Source organism: Rheinheimera mesophila (genome assembly GCF_000986865.1).
Classification (GTDB): Bacteria; Pseudomonadota; Gammaproteobacteria; order Enterobacterales; family Alteromonadaceae; genus Pararheinheimera; species Pararheinheimera mesophila.
On sequence record NZ_LAVS01000024.1, the window covers coordinates 22,869 to 40,778 of the forward strand.

General features: G+C 47.4%; 18 protein-coding genes. 7 read left to right on the forward strand and 11 right to left on the reverse strand.

Going from position 1 to position 17,910, the window contains the following annotated elements; translation table 11 throughout:
* The 4 genes from SD53_RS09870 (at nucleotide 1) to SD53_RS09885 (ending at nucleotide 4,591) form a co-directional block, all read left to right on the forward strand.
* Complete coding sequence (locus SD53_RS09870) at nucleotides 1–918, forward strand: histone deacetylase family protein (protein ID WP_046520077.1); 918 nt, start codon at nucleotides 1–3, stop codon at nucleotides 916–918.
* 199 nt (nucleotides 919–1,117) lie between these two features.
* Nucleotides 1,118–2,602 (forward strand): TrkH family potassium uptake protein, encoded by a 1,485-nt coding sequence (locus SD53_RS09875; RefSeq protein ID WP_046520078.1) that lies wholly within the window; start codon nucleotides 1,118–1,120, stop codon nucleotides 2,600–2,602.
* Nucleotide 2,603: 1 nt separating this feature from the next.
* On the forward strand, nucleotides 2,604–3,905 hold the full coding sequence (locus SD53_RS09880) for a sensor histidine kinase (protein ID WP_046520079.1): 1,302 nt from the start codon (nucleotides 2,604–2,606) through the stop codon (nucleotides 3,903–3,905).
* The gene (locus SD53_RS09885) at nucleotides 3,902–4,591 is read left to right on the forward strand and encodes a response regulator (RefSeq protein WP_046520080.1); all 690 of its coding nucleotides are present in this window, start codon (nucleotides 3,902–3,904) and stop codon (nucleotides 4,589–4,591) included. The genes SD53_RS09880 and SD53_RS09885 overlap by 4 nt, the downstream gene beginning before the upstream one ends.
* Before the next feature lie 98 nt (nucleotides 4,592–4,689).
* Here SD53_RS09885 and SD53_RS09890 read toward each other — a convergent pair whose 3' ends face one another.
* From SD53_RS09890 to zwf, 10 genes are all read right to left on the reverse strand, one after another.
* Nucleotides 4,690–5,133, reverse strand: a complete 444-nt coding sequence (locus SD53_RS09890) for a T6SS immunity protein Tdi1 domain-containing protein (protein WP_052749339.1) — start codon at nucleotides 5,131–5,133, stop codon at nucleotides 4,690–4,692.
* Nucleotides 5,134–5,219: 86 nt separating this feature from the next.
* Nucleotides 5,220–5,696, reverse strand: coding sequence for a hypothetical protein (locus SD53_RS09895; RefSeq protein ID WP_046520082.1), 477 nt, complete (start codon nucleotides 5,694–5,696; stop codon nucleotides 5,220–5,222).
* A 75-nt stretch (nucleotides 5,697–5,771) separates the two neighbouring features.
* On the reverse strand, nucleotides 5,772–6,254 hold the full coding sequence (locus SD53_RS09900) for a hypothetical protein (RefSeq protein ID WP_046520083.1): 483 nt from the start codon (nucleotides 6,252–6,254) through the stop codon (nucleotides 5,772–5,774).
* Nucleotides 6,238–6,654, reverse strand: a complete 417-nt coding sequence (locus SD53_RS09905) for a hypothetical protein (RefSeq protein ID WP_046520084.1) — start codon at nucleotides 6,652–6,654, stop codon at nucleotides 6,238–6,240. The genes SD53_RS09900 and SD53_RS09905 overlap by 17 nt, the downstream gene beginning before the upstream one ends.
* A gap of 122 nt (nucleotides 6,655–6,776) precedes the next feature.
* On the reverse strand, nucleotides 6,777–7,010 hold the full coding sequence (locus SD53_RS09910; RefSeq protein ID WP_046520085.1) for a hypothetical protein: 234 nt from the start codon (nucleotides 7,008–7,010) through the stop codon (nucleotides 6,777–6,779).
* A 1,002-nt stretch (nucleotides 7,011–8,012) separates the two neighbouring features.
* Nucleotides 8,013–8,669 carry a bifunctional 4-hydroxy-2-oxoglutarate aldolase/2-dehydro-3-deoxy-phosphogluconate aldolase gene (locus SD53_RS09915; protein WP_046520086.1) on the reverse strand — a complete coding sequence of 219 codons (657 nt, stop codon included), beginning with the start codon at nucleotides 8,667–8,669 and terminating at the stop codon, nucleotides 8,013–8,015.
* 4 nt (nucleotides 8,670–8,673) lie between these two features.
* A complete protein-coding gene (gene glk / locus SD53_RS09920) occupies nucleotides 8,674–9,642 on the reverse strand; it encodes a glucokinase (RefSeq protein WP_046520087.1) in 969 nt (322 codons plus the stop codon).
* The gene (gene edd, locus SD53_RS09925) at nucleotides 9,635–11,467 is read right to left on the reverse strand and encodes a phosphogluconate dehydratase (protein WP_046520088.1); all 1,833 of its coding nucleotides are present in this window, start codon (nucleotides 11,465–11,467) and stop codon (nucleotides 9,635–9,637) included. The genes glk and edd overlap by 8 nt, the downstream gene beginning before the upstream one ends.
* 19 nt (nucleotides 11,468–11,486) lie before the next feature.
* Entirely contained in the window at nucleotides 11,487–12,182 is a 696-nt protein-coding gene (pgl, locus tag SD53_RS09930; RefSeq protein WP_046520089.1) for a 6-phosphogluconolactonase, read from the reverse strand.
* 2 nt (nucleotides 12,183–12,184) lie between these two features.
* Nucleotides 12,185–13,657 carry a glucose-6-phosphate dehydrogenase gene (gene zwf / locus SD53_RS09935; RefSeq protein WP_046520090.1) on the reverse strand — a complete coding sequence of 491 codons (1,473 nt, stop codon included), beginning with the start codon at nucleotides 13,655–13,657 and terminating at the stop codon, nucleotides 12,185–12,187.
* Between the two features lie 264 nt (nucleotides 13,658–13,921).
* Here zwf and SD53_RS09940 point away from each other — a divergent pair, with 264 nt between their 5' ends.
* Both SD53_RS09940 and pyk read left to right on the forward strand, forming a co-directional pair.
* Entirely contained in the window at nucleotides 13,922–14,779 is an 858-nt protein-coding gene (locus SD53_RS09940; protein ID WP_008900048.1) for a MurR/RpiR family transcriptional regulator, read from the forward strand.
* Between the two features lie 197 nt (nucleotides 14,780–14,976).
* Nucleotides 14,977–16,416, forward strand: coding sequence for a pyruvate kinase (gene pyk, locus SD53_RS09945; protein WP_046520091.1), 1,440 nt, complete (start codon nucleotides 14,977–14,979; stop codon nucleotides 16,414–16,416).
* Nucleotides 16,417–16,473: 57 nt separating this feature from the next.
* Here pyk and SD53_RS09950 read toward each other — a convergent pair whose 3' ends face one another.
* On the reverse strand, nucleotides 16,474–17,400 hold the full coding sequence (locus tag SD53_RS09950; protein WP_046520092.1) for a DMT family transporter: 927 nt from the start codon (nucleotides 17,398–17,400) through the stop codon (nucleotides 16,474–16,476).
* A 171-nt stretch (nucleotides 17,401–17,571) separates the two neighbouring features.
* On the opposite strand from SD53_RS09950, the gene SD53_RS09955 reads away from it, so the two are divergent.
* Nucleotides 17,572–17,910, forward strand: a 339-nt coding sequence (locus SD53_RS09955; RefSeq protein WP_046520093.1) for a 6-phosphofructokinase, incomplete at its 3' end; no start/stop codon positions are given.

Consider the following 17,910-nt stretch of genomic DNA (forward strand, 5'->3'; position numbering starts at 1 on the left):
ATGAGTGTAGTGATCTTCAGCCACGGCCGTTGTTTGTCCTACGATGTAGGCCAGGATCATCCGGAAGCCGCATCCCGTATTCACGCTGTACAGGACCAGTTATTAAGTTCAGGCCTGGACTATGTGGTGCAGCAACGGGATGCTACGCCTGCCAGTCTGGAGCAATTGTATCTGGCGCACGACCCGGCTTATGTCGACCATGTATTCGCTGCGGTGCCTGACACCGGCCATATCTGGCTGGATGATGATACCCAGGCCAATGCCAAATCCCTCAATGCTGCGTTGTATTCGGCAGGTGCCGGTATCAATGCGGTCGATTGGGTAATGCAACAGCAGGGTGCGCAGGCGTTTTGCTTAGTACGTCCGCCTGGTCATCATGCACAGTACAAAGCGGCCAAAGGCTTTTGTATTTTCAATAATATTGCCATAGCCGCAGCCTATGCCATGCAGCAGTATGGATTGCAGCGGGTGCTGATCGTGGATTTTGATGTGCATCATGGCAATGGCACTGAAGATATTTTCCAGCATGAGCCCAGGGTCAAGTTCTTCTCCTCGTTTCAGCATCCGTTTTACCCCTACACAGATCCTGTCAGTCACACCCCATCCATAGTCAAAATGCCTTTAGCTGCAGGCACAACAGGCGCTGTGTATCAGCAGCGCTTCACGCAAGAGTGGCTGCCGCTGATGCAAGAATTTCAGCCAGAGCTGGTATTAGTCTCAGCCGGTTTTGATGCCCATATAGAAGATGATATGGGCCAGATGAAACTCACCGAATTGGATTATTTGTGGCTTGGGCAGCAGTTAAAACAGATTGCGGATCAGCATTGCCATGGCCGTTTAGTTTCGATGCTGGAAGGTGGCTATGAACATAGCCCGCTGGCACGCAGTGTAGTTGCCTACCTGAAAGGCCAGATTTAGCCTTTCACTGTTGAAACAACTATATTCGTTTCCCCTAAGTAATTGGAGTTGCAGCGCGACGACATGACAGTGGCGAGCCGCGCAGTCAGCAAAGCTGCAGCTTCAAGTACGACGGGGATAAATCCTTATACAATCTTTATAACCTGCCCTGACTCAAAGCCTTAAAATTTTGCTGTCGTTTCACGCCGGATTAAATTTTATGGCCGCCACTATGCTGTTAGGTGCTGCAGCAAAAAGCTCAAGTCGTTACCTGATGTATAGGGTACTAGGGCATTTGTTACTGATGTTGTCTGTGGTCAAGCTGGTGGCTATGACGGTGTCTATTCTGTATAACGAAAGCAGCTTCTGGATGTTTTTAGGATCCGGCTGTTTTACCGCCGCCTTGGGCTATACGCTGATGTATAAAGGCCGTGATGCCAAAGACATTAAACACCGGCAGTTGTTTTTACTCACCAGCTTAAGCTGGCTGACACTTTGTGTGTTTTCCGCCATTCCGCTCTGGCTGATTGTCCCCAATTGCACTTTAACAGATGCGGTCTTTGAAACCGTCTCTGCGGTAACCACCACAGGTTCAACTGTGTTTGCTGGTTTGGACAATATGCCCAAAGGCGTTCTATTCTGGCGCGCTGTACTAAACTGGATGGGCGGTATAGGTATTATCGTGATGGCGATTGCCATTTTACCCGCACTGAAAATCGGCGGTATGCGACTATTCAAAACCGAAAACTCCGACACCTCCGACAAAATTTTACCGCGCAGCTCTAGGTTATCTTCCGCTATTGGTTTTGTTTATCTGATTTTAACATTGTGCACCATGATTACCTATTATCTGGCCGGTATGACAGGTTTTGATGCAGTGACTCATGCCATGACCACAGTGGCAACCGGAGGTTTTGCCAACTACGATTCGTCTTTTGGTATTTATAAAGAGTCACCGCAAATTTTCTGGTTCAGCAGCTTTTTTATGATGCTGGCCGCTATGCCTTTTGTACTTTTTGTAAGTTTCGCCAAAGGCGATAAAAGCTCCTTGTGGCGCGACCCTCAGGTACGGGCCTTTGTGGTCATAGTAGTGTTTTGTAGTCTGCTTTTAACGGTATATCAGGTGGTCCATAACGACAGAGCAGTATTTGATGCGTTGACCCACAGCCTGTTTAATGTAGTGTCTATTATCACCACCTGCGGTTATGCCTCAGAGGACTACACGTTGTGGGGCAATATGGCCATTATGTTGTTTTTTTATTTAACCTTTGCCGGTGCCTGTTCTGGTTCAACGTCGGGTGGTTTAAAAATATTCCGTATTCAACTAGCTGCTATGTTGCTGATCAAACAGTTAAAATTGCTGGTGCACCCTAAAGCTGTCTGGAGTCAGAGTTATGGCGGCAAAAAAGTCGATGATCAGTTGTTGGGTAACGTTTTGGCCTTTTGTTTTATCTATTTTGCTACCATAGCTTTTATTGCCATGGCCTTGTCTTTTTGTGAGCTGGATTTAGTCACAGCAGTGACAGGCGCTGCAACGGCTGTGGCGAACGTCGGTCCTGGTCTTGGCAGTATTATTGGCCCTGCGGGAAATTTTTCCACATTGCCAGATGCGGCCAAATGGTGGCTGTGTTTAGGAATGTTAATGGGGCGGCTGGAAATTTTGACTTTACTCATTTTGTTTACCCCTTCCTACTGGCGGTACTGATATGGCCAAAGTATTAAAACTGCCTTATTTGCCTGAACTGGCTGGTACCTTGCTGCTGCCTTTAGTGATAGTACTGCTGTGTTTACCGCTACGCGACTGGATCAGCCCAACCGACGTTGCCATGCTGCAATTATTGTGGGTGGCCTGGCAGGCGCAGCACTACGGCTGGCGCTGGGCCAGTGGCACCACCTTGGTGTCTGTGCTGCTGCTCAACTGGTGTTTTGTGCCGCCCTACTACACTTTTGACGTGCACGACGCCAGTTTCTTTATCAGCTTTGTGGTCATGGTGCTGTTGGGGTTGCTGATAAGCCTGTTGTCTGATCATTTGAAACAGCAAGTCAAACGCCTGCGTTATGCCATGTCGCAAACCCGTGGCATGTATATGCTGGCCAAAGGTTTAGGTCAGCGGCCTGATTGGCAACAACAATGTAACTACACAGCCAAATTACTCAGTCGACGTTTAGGCTGCGCCGTGCAGGTGATTCAGGGCGAGCAGCCGCCACAGAGCACTAACGCAGTATTAGCAGTCGGCACTCCCGCCAGAGCCTGGATTGTGGTGCCTGACGCCTGTTTAACCAGTCACCCGACGCTATTGCATACCGCTCAGTCCTTGCTGGCACAAAGTTACGCCAGGCTGGAGTTGAGTGAAAAAGCGCAACAAGACAGAGTAACAGCGCAGTTGGAGCAACAAAAAGCCATGTTGTTACGGTCGTTATCGCACGATTTACGCACGCCTTTAGCCACTATTATGGGCGCGTCCAGCATGCTGGCCGATCCGGAATTGCCGCTAAGTACAGAACAACGCCAGCAACAGGCGCAGAATATTTACCAGCAAAGCCAGATTTTAAATCAGCATTTTGAAAAAGTACTGGAGCTGAGCAAAGCCCAACTGACCACTCATCAAATTCAGCACAGCGCGTTTAGCTCTGACGATTTAGTAGCAGGAGCACTCGCCCGGCGTGGTGAACAGGCAGCAGAACTCAGTGCTAATTTGCAGTGCAGCCCCTCAGCGCCTTTAACAGGCGATTTAGAACTGCTGGAAATAGCCCTGGCCAATCTGTTGGAAAATGCCTTGCGTCACGGCACAGCTCCTTTTGAATTAACTATGGGCCAGCATGCTTCAGGCTATTTTATAAAGCTCACTAACGGCATTAAATCTGCCGTGCCAGCAGCCCGTGATAAAGGCCATGGTTTGGGGCTGAATATCTGCCAGGTGGTTGCTGCTTTGCATCAGGGCAAGTTTGACCTGCGCATTGACGAGGCAGCAGAGAAAGTAACTGCAGCTATGGAGTGGCCATTATGATTAGTACAACAGCCTTACCCATTCAGTTATTAGTGCTTGAAGACGCTCCGGGGTTACAAAGCTTTTTACACACCCTGCTGCAAAGTCAGGGCTATCAAAGCATGATCCAGGCTGAAGGCCAACAAGGTTTTGCCCTGCTAAAAGATCATAGTTTTGACTTAATTCTGCTGGATTTAGGTTTAGCCGATATGGATGGCATTGAGTGGCTAACACAAGTACGTACCTGGTCTGATGTACCTGTGATTGTGATTTCAGCCCGGGGTAAAGAGCAGGACAAAGTCAGGGCGTTAGACTCTGGCGCGAATGACTATGTGACCAAACCTTTTAGTTCAGCCGAGCTATTAGCACGTGTTCGGGCCACATTACGACAACAACAAAAAACCGCTAAGCCGCTGGCGTTTGCCAACATTAAACTGGACCCGGTGCAACGCCTCGTCACCAAAGCGGGTGAACAGGTGCATCTGACCAAAACCGAATACGATATTTTATTGCTGCTGGTGCGGCACTTAGGTTCAGCTTTAACCCATAACCAGATTTTGCAGCAAGTTTGGGGCGAACACTACCAGGACAGACCCGAATACATTCGGGTGCATATGGCACAGCTACGGCAAAAACTGGAGGACAATCCTTCAGCGCCCCGGCATTTAAAAACCGAGGCTGGCGTGGGCTACAGGCTCTGTGAGTAAGAGTTTGAACAATACCTGCTCTGGAAAAAATTATTGCGATGACCTTAGTTTCTGGATAACTTATCCAGACAAAAATTCCATTGTTGCGATACAACTTGTTAGCTGCCATTACTTGCTACCTGTTCTGCAATTTGACCTGTTATTGAGAAGTGAACCGCAATATCAGTAGGTTCAATATTAGACAGTTCATATTTACCACCAAGCAGCCAAGGTTTCGTAAGGCTATAAATTTGGCCGTTGTTGAGCTTTTTACCTGAGTGAATTAAATCTCCAACCATTTGAACGGCGAAGTACTCGATTACAAACTCTTTGTCTGAGAGTAGCTTGTTAAATTCTTCAGGTGAGTCAGCTACTTTTGAAAACTCTGCACCTGCACTATCCAACCACCAAATTTCGCCATTAGAAAGATGTTGAACAAAAGCATCACCGCAAGCTGAAAGCAGAATAGGCAAGTAGTCGCCTTTTAAAAGCCACTCCCAATCTTCAAGTAAATTATCTCTGTCCAAATGAGAGAAATTTATAGTTAAGTCATTTAACGTCACCGACACTCCACTGGCAGCTAACGCCCGGCTTTCGGGCGGACTTGGAAAGGCCGTCCCAGCCCCGAAGGGGCGACAACAGCCGATTGTTAGCTCTCAAAAGGAAGACTCAGTTTTGGAGCCTCATTCGGAGCCAGCGCAGCAATAATTGCCAAGCTTTGTTCAAGTACAACCTTTGTGTCTTTTTTGCTTTTGAATTTGCCTGCGTGAGCAACGCCATTTCGATGATTGTTTAACGATTCAATTTTCTTTTGCAATGTTTTCAACGTAGGCCAAGTACCAAGATGCTCAGCAGCAGGTTTAATTAAGCGCTTGAACTTACCATCGAGGCCATTGGCTGACATGAGAAGCGCATCTACAAAATTCGGAGGTAAGTCATGCTCAACTTGAAGAAAGTGACGAATGTAAATATTTGCTGCAATTTCTGCAGATGTTGCAGCCCGAATCACACACGCTGACCAATCTTCTCGCTCAAACTGCCTTTTCGCTTTCTTCCAGTTCGATTCCAACTTTTGATCGTCAGTACGCTCATCATATGGAATTTTGGTTATTTCAGAATTACCCATCAATCTCTCCAAGGAGCTAACGCTTCAATCAGCCGACGCGTTAGCGGTCGGCTGCATTGACTTGTTAAGTGTTTTCTATGAGCTTCCTGGAAGCATCAAGCCTTGCTTGCTTTTTTCTTTTGGAGATAAAGCAATAGCTAACTGATTTCGGTATGCACCATTTAGCATATTGTAATTTTCCCATAGACCATCAACCACATCTTGCGGGGCATTGTCTGGCAGGCTCTTTATACGATCCAAGACTTCATTGCATGCAATTCGATTCTGAGCAATCATTTTTTCTAGCTTTATTCCATTTCGCCCTCTATATACAAGAATGCCTCCGATAATGCCGAGAGCTGTAAGTGGAGTTGAAAGTAATAGCGCGGATAGAGCAATGTGCGGTGCAATCAAAGTGCCTGCCAGCGCCCCAATAATTCCGCCCGCGGCACCAAACAGCGTGGACGAACTACTAGCACCTGCTTTTTCCGATGCTTGTATTAATTTGTCTAGGGCTTTCTCCGTGTTGCTTGTGATGTTCTCAAGGTCAGAAATTGAAGACTCAATATCTTTTTTCATCGAGTCTCTCCTCTGAATAATTTAGTACCTCTGCGGCTCTATCTAATGCCTTTCGTTGTTGATAGATATATCCACTTACCTGCATTAGGATTGCTCTATGCTCATAGAAACTTGATGAGGATTTAAAAACAAAGTAGCCAAGAAATACACAAACAGGGCCTAAAAATTGATGAATCTCAGGGTTAACTAAGATAGATCCATTTGGGTGAATTAATATAAACAACGTTAATAGTAGCAACGAAAAAGAAAGGAACAGCGCAACCAATGAAAACATGGTTTTAAATCTTTCTTTTTCCTTAATTCCGTATAGGCCAGATAACTGCTGCTCGGACTTATTCAAAAGATTATTTAGCCAATCTCTTTTTGAGTAGATCTCGTTGGGATAATCATTGTCTATCATTTCATTCCTCACTATCCACAGATGGTTACCGCACACTTAACGCCAAGCTTTGGGGCGGCTGAAGCGCAGCGTAAGCCGTCCCAGCCGCGATAGCGGCGACAACAGCGCCTTGTTAGAAAACCTTACCACGTTACATCTACTACGATTTTTCCATTCGCATCACGCTGTTCAACTGATTGGGTGCGATTGAAGCCTTTAATTGAAGTGTGATCCGTATGGACTACAGAACCTACTTTGTTCCCGCTTGAATCCAAAACTGCATATGTCCAGATATCGGTCTCAGCCATAGTACCTTTCGAACGATGGCTTTCTTGCTTTAAGGTTTCGCCTGGATTCAACTTGATTCTATCTTTCAATGCTCGATCTCCATCGGTTTTCTAACGTCCCGCGCAAGCGCGCGAACATGTGAGCGTCGCCGCAGCCGAAGGCTGCAAATGACGCGGCTTGTTATGTTTTATGGTGTAGTTCACAAACGATTACCCTTTGCTAAAGATTTTAGTAAGCGCCACTTTGGTACAAGGAAAAATGGCTGTAAAAAAACGAATGTAAACAACCAGACCTTAAACGAGACCCAAAGATCGTACTTAAACAAATGGATTACGCCTAAAAACAGACATAAAACAAAAGGGGTCATTTCAATCCAAATCAAAGCTTGGAAAAACTGTTTGCTAAACAATGGCCCCTCTCAAACATAACGATATAGCTCAATGGCGCGTTTAGCGTCCATTGCAGCGTCTTGTTCTGTCTTTGGTTTGCGGTGGATCACCATTCCCTTGGCTCCTTATCAATCAAGCAGTAAAACAATTGCCGACGCGAAAACTCGCCGGTGTTGGGGTTTGTGACCTTACTCGAAGCTTGTGCGCGCCATCCGTCTGCATGCTCGCATCAGCGGTGACGCGAACGCTTCGAGCGTTGCAGAAAAACACAAACTTTTCAAGATTAGTTTGTTCTCTAAATCTGGACATTATGCCGCGCCGATCTAAAGCCCTTAACCCGGCGAGACAGAACAATTTAATAGAAGGTTTTCTGCCCGCAAGTCGAACATTTTTCTGCCTTCTTTCCTGATTTTTACTCATACCAAACTAACGCTGATGTATCTCTATTTCAACAACTTTTTCTAAAATCCATAAATTTATGCCCGACAAAATCTATACAGCCTGTACGCTAGTTGTTCATATTTTTACTCGGGATATACCACTGTCATTTTTCCCAGTGCTTTGGGGCTGTCATGTAGTTGTACTTAGCCTTGCTCTACTCGGCTAAAAATCGGCTCAGTTAATTTTCCATGGCTTCAAAAAACCATAAAAAAACCCGACCAAAGCCGGGTTCCTTCTATCAATCTTCACCGTAAAACGGCATTACTTCTGCACAGTTTTCGCTTCTTCCACTGCGGCTAAACACAGCTCAGTAATTTTATGCCATTCTTTGTTTTTAATGGCTTCGTCCGGCACTATCCAGCTACCCCCAACGCAACGTACATTAGGTAAGGCCAGGTATTCTTTGAAGTTTTTCTCATTAATGCCGCCAGTTGGGCAAAAACGTATATCAGAGAATGGGCCGTGAATGGATTTTAAGGTTTTTACGCCACCTGCAGCTTCTGCCGGGAAAAACTTAAAGTGGGTGTAGCCTACCGCTGTGCCTTCCATCAGCTCGGAAATGCTGGCGATACCAGGGATCAGCGGAATAGCACTGTCTTTACCTGCCTGCAGTAATTCACGGGTAGAACCAGGGCTAATGGCAAAACGTGCGCCTGCCGCTATCACCTCGTCCAGTTGTTTGGCTGTAGTCACAGTACCTGCACCTACTATGGCATCCGGCACTTCAGTGGCTAATAAACGTATGGCATCCAGAGCCACCGGGGTACGTAACGTCACTTCCAGCACTTTAATGCCGCCTGCTACTAAGGCCTTTGCCATAGGAACAGCGTCAGCTAAATCTTTGATCACAATGACGGGCACCACAGGGCCTTGTGCGAATAAAACGTCAGGTTGTAGTTGCCAATTTTCAAATGCCATAGTGTTAACTCGCCATATGTTGTTTTAAGTAGACTGCACAGCCGGTTAAACCTGGTTGCTCTGCAGTGACGACAAAAGTTGCAATACGGCGGTTAAAATCGGTAAACCGGCCTTTTGCTTCAAATCGGCTTCTGAATTCGCTCTGATTCATCAGCCCCAGTAATTTTGGTGTAATACCACCCGCGACAAACACGCCGCCAAAAGTGCTTAAAGTCAGGGCTAAATCGCCCGCCAGGCCACCTAAACTGGCAAAAAACTGCTCAATAACGGCTTTGCATAACACGCAGCTACCGTCCAGCGCTTTACCAGCGATTTGGGCGGCGTTTAATGGCTCCACAGTTTTGTTAGTAAACGCAGCAATGGCCAGATACAAATCTTCTAAGCCTGGGCCTGATAACAACCGCTCCGGGCTGACATGGCCGTATTTGTTGGCAAGGAATTTTTGAATAAACCATTCCTGTTCGGTCTGCGCGGTAAAATCAACATGACCGCCCTCACCCGGTAATGGCAAATAGCCTAAAGCGGTCGGAATTAAATGCGCAACGCCTAAACCAGTGCCAGCGCCTAACACTGCCATAGGTTTAAATTGATCGGCATGGCCTTGGCCAATTTGCACCAGCTCGGTTTGTTTCAGCGCAGGTAAGCTCATGGCCACAGCGGTAAAGTCGTTTAACACGATAAATTCGGCTAAGTCCAAATCGGCTTTCATTTGGCTGACAGAAAACTGCCAGCGGAAGTTGGTCATTTTGACAAAATCGCCTGTCACCGGACAGGCAATGGCCAAGGCCACATGCCGAATGGCTGTTAAACCTTGTTCGTTGCGGTAAAACTGCAGCGCATCCGCCAGGGTGTCAAAATCAGCGCACGGGTACACAGCCACTTTATCTAAATGCAGGCTGTCTAAATCAACACGGCTAAAACGGGCATTGGTGCCACCAATATCAGCCACAATAGCGAACTGAATATCAGCCATGGTACTGCTCCTCTGTATTAAACAGACTGCAGGCCCCTTGTTCTGCCCCAGTAATCACAGTACGCAGGCCGCCAAACATTTCACGCCCCATCCCCCAGTGACTGTCCGTCATATCACGGGTTGCAGCTTCACGTTTCGCCAGCTCTTCATCAGACACCAGCACTTTTAATACGCCGTTAATGCCATCTACCAGCATCATATCGCCGGTTTGGATCTTGGCAATCATGCCACCGTCTACCGCTTCCGGTGTGACATGGATAGCAGCAGGTACCTTACCTGAAGCGCCAGACATACGGCCATCTGTGACTAATGCCACGTGGTAACCACGGTCTTGCAGCACCCCCAGTGGCGGCGTTAATTTATGCAGCTCTGGCATACCACAGGCACGTGGGCCCTGGAAACGCACCACCACCACACAGTCTTTATTTAACTCACCGGCTTTAAAAGCAGCGTCTAATTCGTGCTGACTGGAAAACACTACAGCAGGGGCCTGAACAATTTCCGTGCCTTCACGCAGTGCTGAGGTTTTAATCACACCACGGCCGATATTGCCGGATAATACCTGCAACCCACCATGCTCCTTAAAAGGTTTGGTGGCACTGGTCATTACGCTTAAGTCAGAGGACTCCGTCGGACCATCCACCCACACCAGTTTGCCATCCTGCAATACCGGAGTTTGGGTGTAACGACGTAAACCAGGGCCTGCGACTGTGTTTACATCCTCATGCAGCAAACCGTTATCCAGTAACGTGCGGATCAGGTATGCCATACCACCTGCTTGCTGGAAGTGGTTGATATCGGCCTGACCGTTCGGGTAAATCTTGGTAATTAAGGGCGTGGCATGGGATAAGTCAGCAAAGTCGTCCCAGTTGACAATAAAACCGGCAGAACGGGCAACAGCTATTAAGTGCATGGTGTGGTTGGTAGAACCACCAGTGGCCAGCAAACCGACAATGCCATTTACTACCGCTTTGACATCAACAATTTTCGAAATAGGTAAGTAATCAGTACCTAAGTCTGTTAAACGGGTAACCTGACGGGCGGCCGCTTTTGTCAGTTCATCACGTAAAGCCGTACCTGGGTTAACAAAAGACGAGCCTGGTAAATGCAACCCCATCACCTCAACCACAAGCTGGTTCGAGTTCGCAGTGCCGTAGAAGGTACAGGTCCCAGGGCTGTGGTAAGAGGCAGACTCCGAATCTAACAATTCGTCATGGCCTACTTTGCCTTCAGCATACAGTTGACGTACACGGGCTTTTTCTTTGTTTGGAATACCGGACGGCATTGGCCCTGCGGGCACAAACACAAAAGGCAGATGACCAAAACTCAAAGCGGCCATCAATAAACCCGGTACTATCTTGTCACAAATACCCAGCATCATGGCGCCATCGAACATATTGTGCGACAGCCCCACAGCGGCTGACATCGCAATAATGTCGCGGCTTAATAAACTCAGTTCCATGCCTGGCTGACCTTGGGTCACACCGTCACACATCGCAGGTACACCACCGGCAAACTGCGCCACACTGCCCACTTCGGCCACTGCTGCTTTAATGATGGCCGGATAAGTTTCATAAGGTTGATGTGCCGACAACATATCGTTGTACGAGGAAATAATGCCGATGTTTGCCTTGGTTAAACTGCGTAAATCAGCTTTTTCCTGAGCAGAGCAAGCGGCGAAACCATGAGCCAGATTGCCACAGGCCAAAGCTCCGCGATGCGGCCCCTTGGCACGAGCCTGTTCCATCCGCTGCAGATAAAGCGCACGGCTTTTTTCACTGCGTGCCGCTATTCTGTCTGTGACCTGTTGTATAACCGGATTCATGTTAACCTCGTCTTGTCGATTAATTCGCTGTGAACATTACATGCACAGGGACCTGCTGCTGTTGCAAAAAGGCCCGTACAGGCATTTGCAAAGGGTCCTGACCTGCCATGGCCTGTTCCAGAACGGTCAGCTTCTTCGGGCCAACCAAATGTAAATAAATCACAGCGCTATTGAGTAAGCGTGTTTTGCTTAAACTCAAACGCTGATATGGCGCAGTAGCTGGCGTAACCGCCAAAGCCACAGGTGCATCAGCAGCCAAACCTGCCTGAATTTCTTTGCTGCATGGAAACAAAGAAGCGGTATGGCCATCTTCACCCATGCCTAAAATCAGCACGTCAAATACCGGAAGTTCGGCCACACGAGCCGCTACTACCGCGGCACCTTTGTAGGCGTCATCAGGATAAGCACTGTCAAATAAGCTGATAAAACGTGCTGAAGCCGCTTTGCCTTGTAACAGGTTGGCTTTCACCAAACCTTCGTTGCTGTCAGCATGCGTCTCTGGTAACCAGCGATCGTCCGCCAGCGTAATAGTCACACGGGACCAGTCCAAATCAGTTTCAGATAAAGTTTTAAATAATGGCAAAGGCGTTTTGCCGCCTGACACCACTAAAGTGGCCTCGCCCTTTTCTGCAATAGCAGCAGCCAAACGGCTGCTGATTTCAGCAGCAAACTGCTGATTTAACGCGGCACTGGAATCAAAGGTATGAAGCTGCATAGTTATTCGTCCCAATTTCTGTCTTCGCGCGCTAACAACGAAATAGCAGCGACTGGCCCCCAGGTGCCCGCTTGATAAGGTTTTGGTGGCTCGTTGGTGACTTTCCACGCATCCAGAATGCCATCGACCCATTTCCAGGCTTGCTCGACTTCATCGCGGCGCACAAACAGATACTGGTTGCCTAACATAGCTTCAAGTAATAAACGCTCATAGGCATCAGCAATACGCTGGGTTTTAAAGGTTTCGTCGAAACTTAAGTCCAGTTTGGTTTGCTGCAACTGCATAGTCTCACCCAGACCAGGAATTTTATTCATGATTTGAATTTCTACGCCTTCGTCCGGCTGCAGACGAATAATCAGCTTATTGGCGGGTAACTGTTTATAAGTTTCGAAGAAAATATTGTGTGGCTGCGGCTTAAAGCAAATCACCAATTCGCTGAGCTTTTTCGGCATACGTTTGCCCGTTCTTAAATAGAAGGGTACACCGGCCCAGCGCCAGTTATCGATATCCACTTTAATAGCGACAAAAGTTTCGGTTTTGCTGTTTGGACGGGCATCTTCCTCGTCCAGATAACCCGGCACAGGCGTACCAGCCACATAACCACCGGAATATTGACCCCGGACAGTTTTTTCCTGCACATTGGATACATTAATAGGACGCAGCGCTTTGAGCACTTTGAGCTTTTCATCCCGGATACTATCCGCATCCAGACGAGCCGGTGGCTCCATCGCAATCAGCGACAACACCTGTAACAAGTGGTTTTGCACCATATCACGCATTTGACCGGCGTCATCGTAATAGCCCCAACGGCCCTCAACCCCCACTTCTTCAGCCACTGTAATTTGCACATGGTCGATGGCGTTATGGTCCCAGTTGGCAGCAAAAATAGAGTTGGCAAAACGCAGCGCTAACAGGTTCAGCACTGTTTCTTTACCTAAGTAATGGTCGATACGATAGATTTGGCATTCGTTGAAGTATTTGGCCACTTCATCGTTAATCACTTTCGAGGAGGCTAAATCATGACCAATAGGTTTTTCCAGCACCACACGGGCAGGTTCAGCCGACAAGCCGGCAATAGACAAGCCTTTACAGATATTACCGAACAGCGAAGGAGCAGTCGCAAAGTAACTGACTGGAATACGTTTTTTAGGATCAGTGACCTGCTTTAACGCTTTATAGGCTTCTTCTTTGGTCAGGTCGACCTGGACATATTCTAATTTTGCCTTCAGACGTGCCAGCACCTCAGCATCCAGAGCTTCTTTGATAAATTTTTGTAAGTTGGTTTCAACCAGCTCTTTATAGCCATCCAGCGTTAATTCGTCGCGGGCTACGCCTATCACTTTACTGTCGGCGTGTAACAGGCCGGATTTTTCTAATTGATAGAGAGCTGGCAATAACTTACGGCGCGCCAGGTCGCCTTTGGTGCCAAAGAGAATCAGATCACAGGCTTTGTTCAGTGGTGCTGTTGTTGTCATGAATGACCCTTGATTAGATGTAATTTTACAACACTTAACCGCATACTAGCCGAGCAAAAGCCAGATGTAAACCAGATAAGTTGTAATTAAATTACAGAGAAGCTAAAGTTTTGACTATTCTCATATAATAAGGCAGCCTAGGCAATGAATCAGCTGCTTTGTCGTAACTTTATCACTATTTTGCAGTGGCACCAGGTTGTATAACAAAGCGAGTTACAACATTTTGCACTGTGTTGTTCAGTGTTTTTCAGTCAGGACTATCCGATGAATGTGTTGGAAAAAATAATTAACAGCGTCAACAGCTTCAGTAAATCAGAGCGCAAAGTCGCCGACGTGATCCTGGCCAATCCGCAAACCACTATACACAGTAGTATAGCGGCTCTGGCCAAGATGGCCGATGTCAGCGAACCTACGGTCAACAGGTTTTGCCGCCGTCTGGATACCAAAGGTTTTCCGGATTTTAAACTGCATCTGGCGCAGAGTCTGGCCAATGGTACGCCTTATGTTAACCGCCATGTCGAGGAAGATGATGGCCCGGAAGCGTACACAGCCAAGATTTTTGAATCTACGATGGCTGCATTGGATGCAGCACGCCAAAACGTTGATATTCTTACTATTAATCGCGCTGTGGATGTGCTGACTCAGGCCAAAAAGATTTCCTTTTTTGGTTTAGGCGCTTCAGCTTCTGTGGCTCATGATGCGCAGAATAAATTTTTCCGTTTTAACGTGCCTGTGGTGTGTTTTGACGATATTGTCATGCAGCGCATGAGTGCTATTAACAGCGCCGAAGGCGATGTGGTGGTGTGTATCAGCCACACAGGCCGGACGAAAAATCTCTGTGATATCGCCGCTATTGCCCGTGAAAACGATGCCACAGTGATAGGTATTACTGCCTATGACAGCCCACTGGCCAAAGAATGCACCCTGGTGTTGTCGCTGGATGTGCCGGAAGATACCGACATGTATATGCCGATGGCGTCCCGCGTGGCACAACTGGTATTAATTGATATCCTGGCGACAGGTTTTACCTTGCGCCGTGGTACCAAATTCCGCGAGAACCTGAAAAAGGTCAAAGACAGCTTACGTGGCTCACGTTTTGATAAAAAAGACTTTCAAAACTGATAAGCGGTTTTAGAACTTATCTGTAATACCGAGGGGCTTTTTGTAAAAAGCCCCTCTTTTTTTAGCTTTTTCTGGCCTTAACAGGTCGGACAAGCCTGAAAAGCTGAAAGTTTTATTCAAACTGCGGCTATATTCTGTAATAAAATTACATTACACTTAAACCGACCCATCCATAGATAAGCTTTCAGGAGCTCTTGATGCCCAGAAGAACTAAAATAGTCGCAACCCTTGGCCCGGCAACAAATTCACAAGCCACGATCGAAAAGTTAATCCTGGCTGGTGCCAGCGTGTTTCGTTTCAACTTTTCTCATGGTAGTGCCGAAGATCATAAGCAGCGTGCAGAAATGGTACGTGCTGCTGCAGCCAAAACCGGTGCGCATGTCGCCATTCTGGGTGATTTACAAGGCCCGAAAATCCGCGTCTCTACTTTTAAAAACGGTTCTGTGATTTTAGAAGAAGACCAACACTTTGTTTTAGACGCTGATTTGCCAAAAGGTGAAGGCGACGAAACTCAGGTAGGTATCGACTATAAAGAATTACCTGCAGATGTGCAGCCTGGTGATGTGCTGTTGTTGGATGACGGTCGCATCCAGATGATCGTCGAGCACGTGGTAGGCCAGCGTATTCATACTAAAGTGTCAGTGGCTGGTAAACTGAGCAATAACAAAGGGATTAACCGTTTAGGCGGTGGTTTGTCGGCTCCTGCCCTGACAGAAAAAGATAAAACAGATATTTCCTTAGCCGCTTATATAGACGTGGATTATTTGGCGGTGTCTTTCCCACGTTGTGGGGATGATCTACGGGTGGCCCGTGAATTAGCCCGCGCTGCAGGTTCTGAAGCTTTAATAGTCTCTAAAGTAGAACGTGCCGAAGCTGTGGCAGATGATGAAACATTAGACGACATTATCCGTGCATCGGATGCTGTGATGGTGGCCCGTGGTGACTTAGGCGTTGAAATTGGTGATGCCGAGTTAGTGGGTCAGCAAAAACGTATTATCGCCCGCTCGCGTCAGCTCAACCGTGTGGTGATCACTGCGACTCAAATGATGGAGTCGATGATTGAAAGCCCAATGCCAACCCGCGCTGAAGTGATGGACGTGGCCAACGCTGTGCTGGATGGCACAGACGCAGTGATGTTATCCGGTGAAACCGCGGCCGGTAAATATCCTGTTGATACAGTAAAAGCCATGGCCCGTGTGTGTGATGGTGCAGAGAAGCACCCAAGAGTACAAAGCTCAAAACACCGCATGGACGTCGCTTTTACTGAAATCAGTGAGACCATCGCTTTATCTGCGATGTATGCAGCCAACCATTTAACTGGTATTAAAGCTATTATTGCGCTGACCGAGTCAGGCTATACCGCCAAGTTAATGTCACGCATTACTTCTTCTCAGCCTATTTATGCGCTGTCGCGTCACCAAAAGACCTTAAACAAAATGGCGTTGTACCGTGGTGTCTATCCGGTGTTTTTTGACAGCACTCAAACGCCGGGTCAGCAGAAAGTATCGGCAGCCGCTATTGAAGCTGTGCAGGATATTGCTCACTTAAAAAGTGGCGATTTAGTGATTTTGACCTACGGCGATATGATGGAAACAGTAGGCGCATCAAACACTTGTAAGATAGTACAAATCAACTAATTAAATTGGGGGCAGATCACATTTGTTATGCGTGACTAATGTGATTTGCCCCGATTTTTATAGCCGGTTTTTTAACATTGGCGCTAACGCCGTTAACATTGAACCTATCACCACCAACGAAGCACCAACCCAGGCCCAGACATTCAGTGATTCGCTGGGAAACTGCGGATAGAAATACGCCAGTAACTGTGCAAATCCTATAGTCAACAGCGGAGTAATAGCCAATACGGCACTGACATTGGCCGCTTGCCAATGTTGCAGGGCTTCAGCGAAAGCACCATAAGCGACAATGGTATTCAGGCAACAAAACAGCACTATACCCCATTGCCAGGCCGATAAATGCGCCAAAGGGGCAAGGTCTGCAGAGGGCAGAAAACACAAAGCGCCCGCCACATAAATCAGCCACATAATTTGCTGGGAGTTAAAACTAAGCAATAACTGCTTTTGCGCTAAGGCATAACAAGCCCAGGCGATTGCAGCGATGATCACCAACAGCACCCCCACAGCCTCAGAGCCAAACTGCGTCAACAATAAGGCCAACCTGTCGTTAAAAAACAGCACTAAACCGATCAGCAACAACCAGGCCCCCACTTTTTGCCAGAACAGAAGCCGTTCTTTAAACAGATAAACTGCACCTAACATCATCAAAAATGGTGCCAGTTGGATCACCACCTGCGCTGTTTCCGCGGTTAGCAAAAATAACCCTTTCAGATACAAAATGTAATTTAACAACAGACCTGCGATTGCCAGGACGATCAATAGTTTCTTTTTTACACTCAGGCCCCTAAACGACGGGAGCTGCCTGCGAGCCAGTAACACCAACCCCACCAGTCCGGCGGCCGCGACAAAACGGATCCAGGTGATGGTTGCCGCCGACATTGAATTTAATAACCATTTCAGCGCTATAGGTAATAAGCCCCACAACACTGCAGTAAGCAGCGCTAAACTAAACCCCAAACCAACCCGGCCAGACGACTGATGCATACCCTCTCCTTTTTAAGGCTGCTATTATCCTTCAGATGTCGGACTTTGTCTGTGAACAGCGACCTTAGGTCAGGAAAATAAGTCAGAATGTGACCCAGCTCTTGTCCCAGATCAATACCATGGGGTACGGCTGATTTAACATGAAACCAATACAACCCCGGAGACTGCACTATGAAACGGATCGGAGTACTGACCTCAGGAGGCGATGCGCCTGGCATGAACGCCTGTTTAAGAGCTTTGGTACTGACAGCGCATGCCAACGAGCTTGAGGTGGTAGGTTTTCAGTATGGATTTAACGGGGTCATCGAACAGCAGTATCACCACTTATTGCCTTACCATGTCAACGGTATCATTCAAAATGGCGGCACTATCTTAAAAAGTGCACGCTGTGAAGCCATGCACAGCGCAACAGGTTTACAGCGCGCAGCGCAAAATCTGCATGATCTGCAGATAGATGCTTTACTGGTGATAGGTGGCGACGGTAGTTTCCGTGGCTGCGTTGAATTGTCT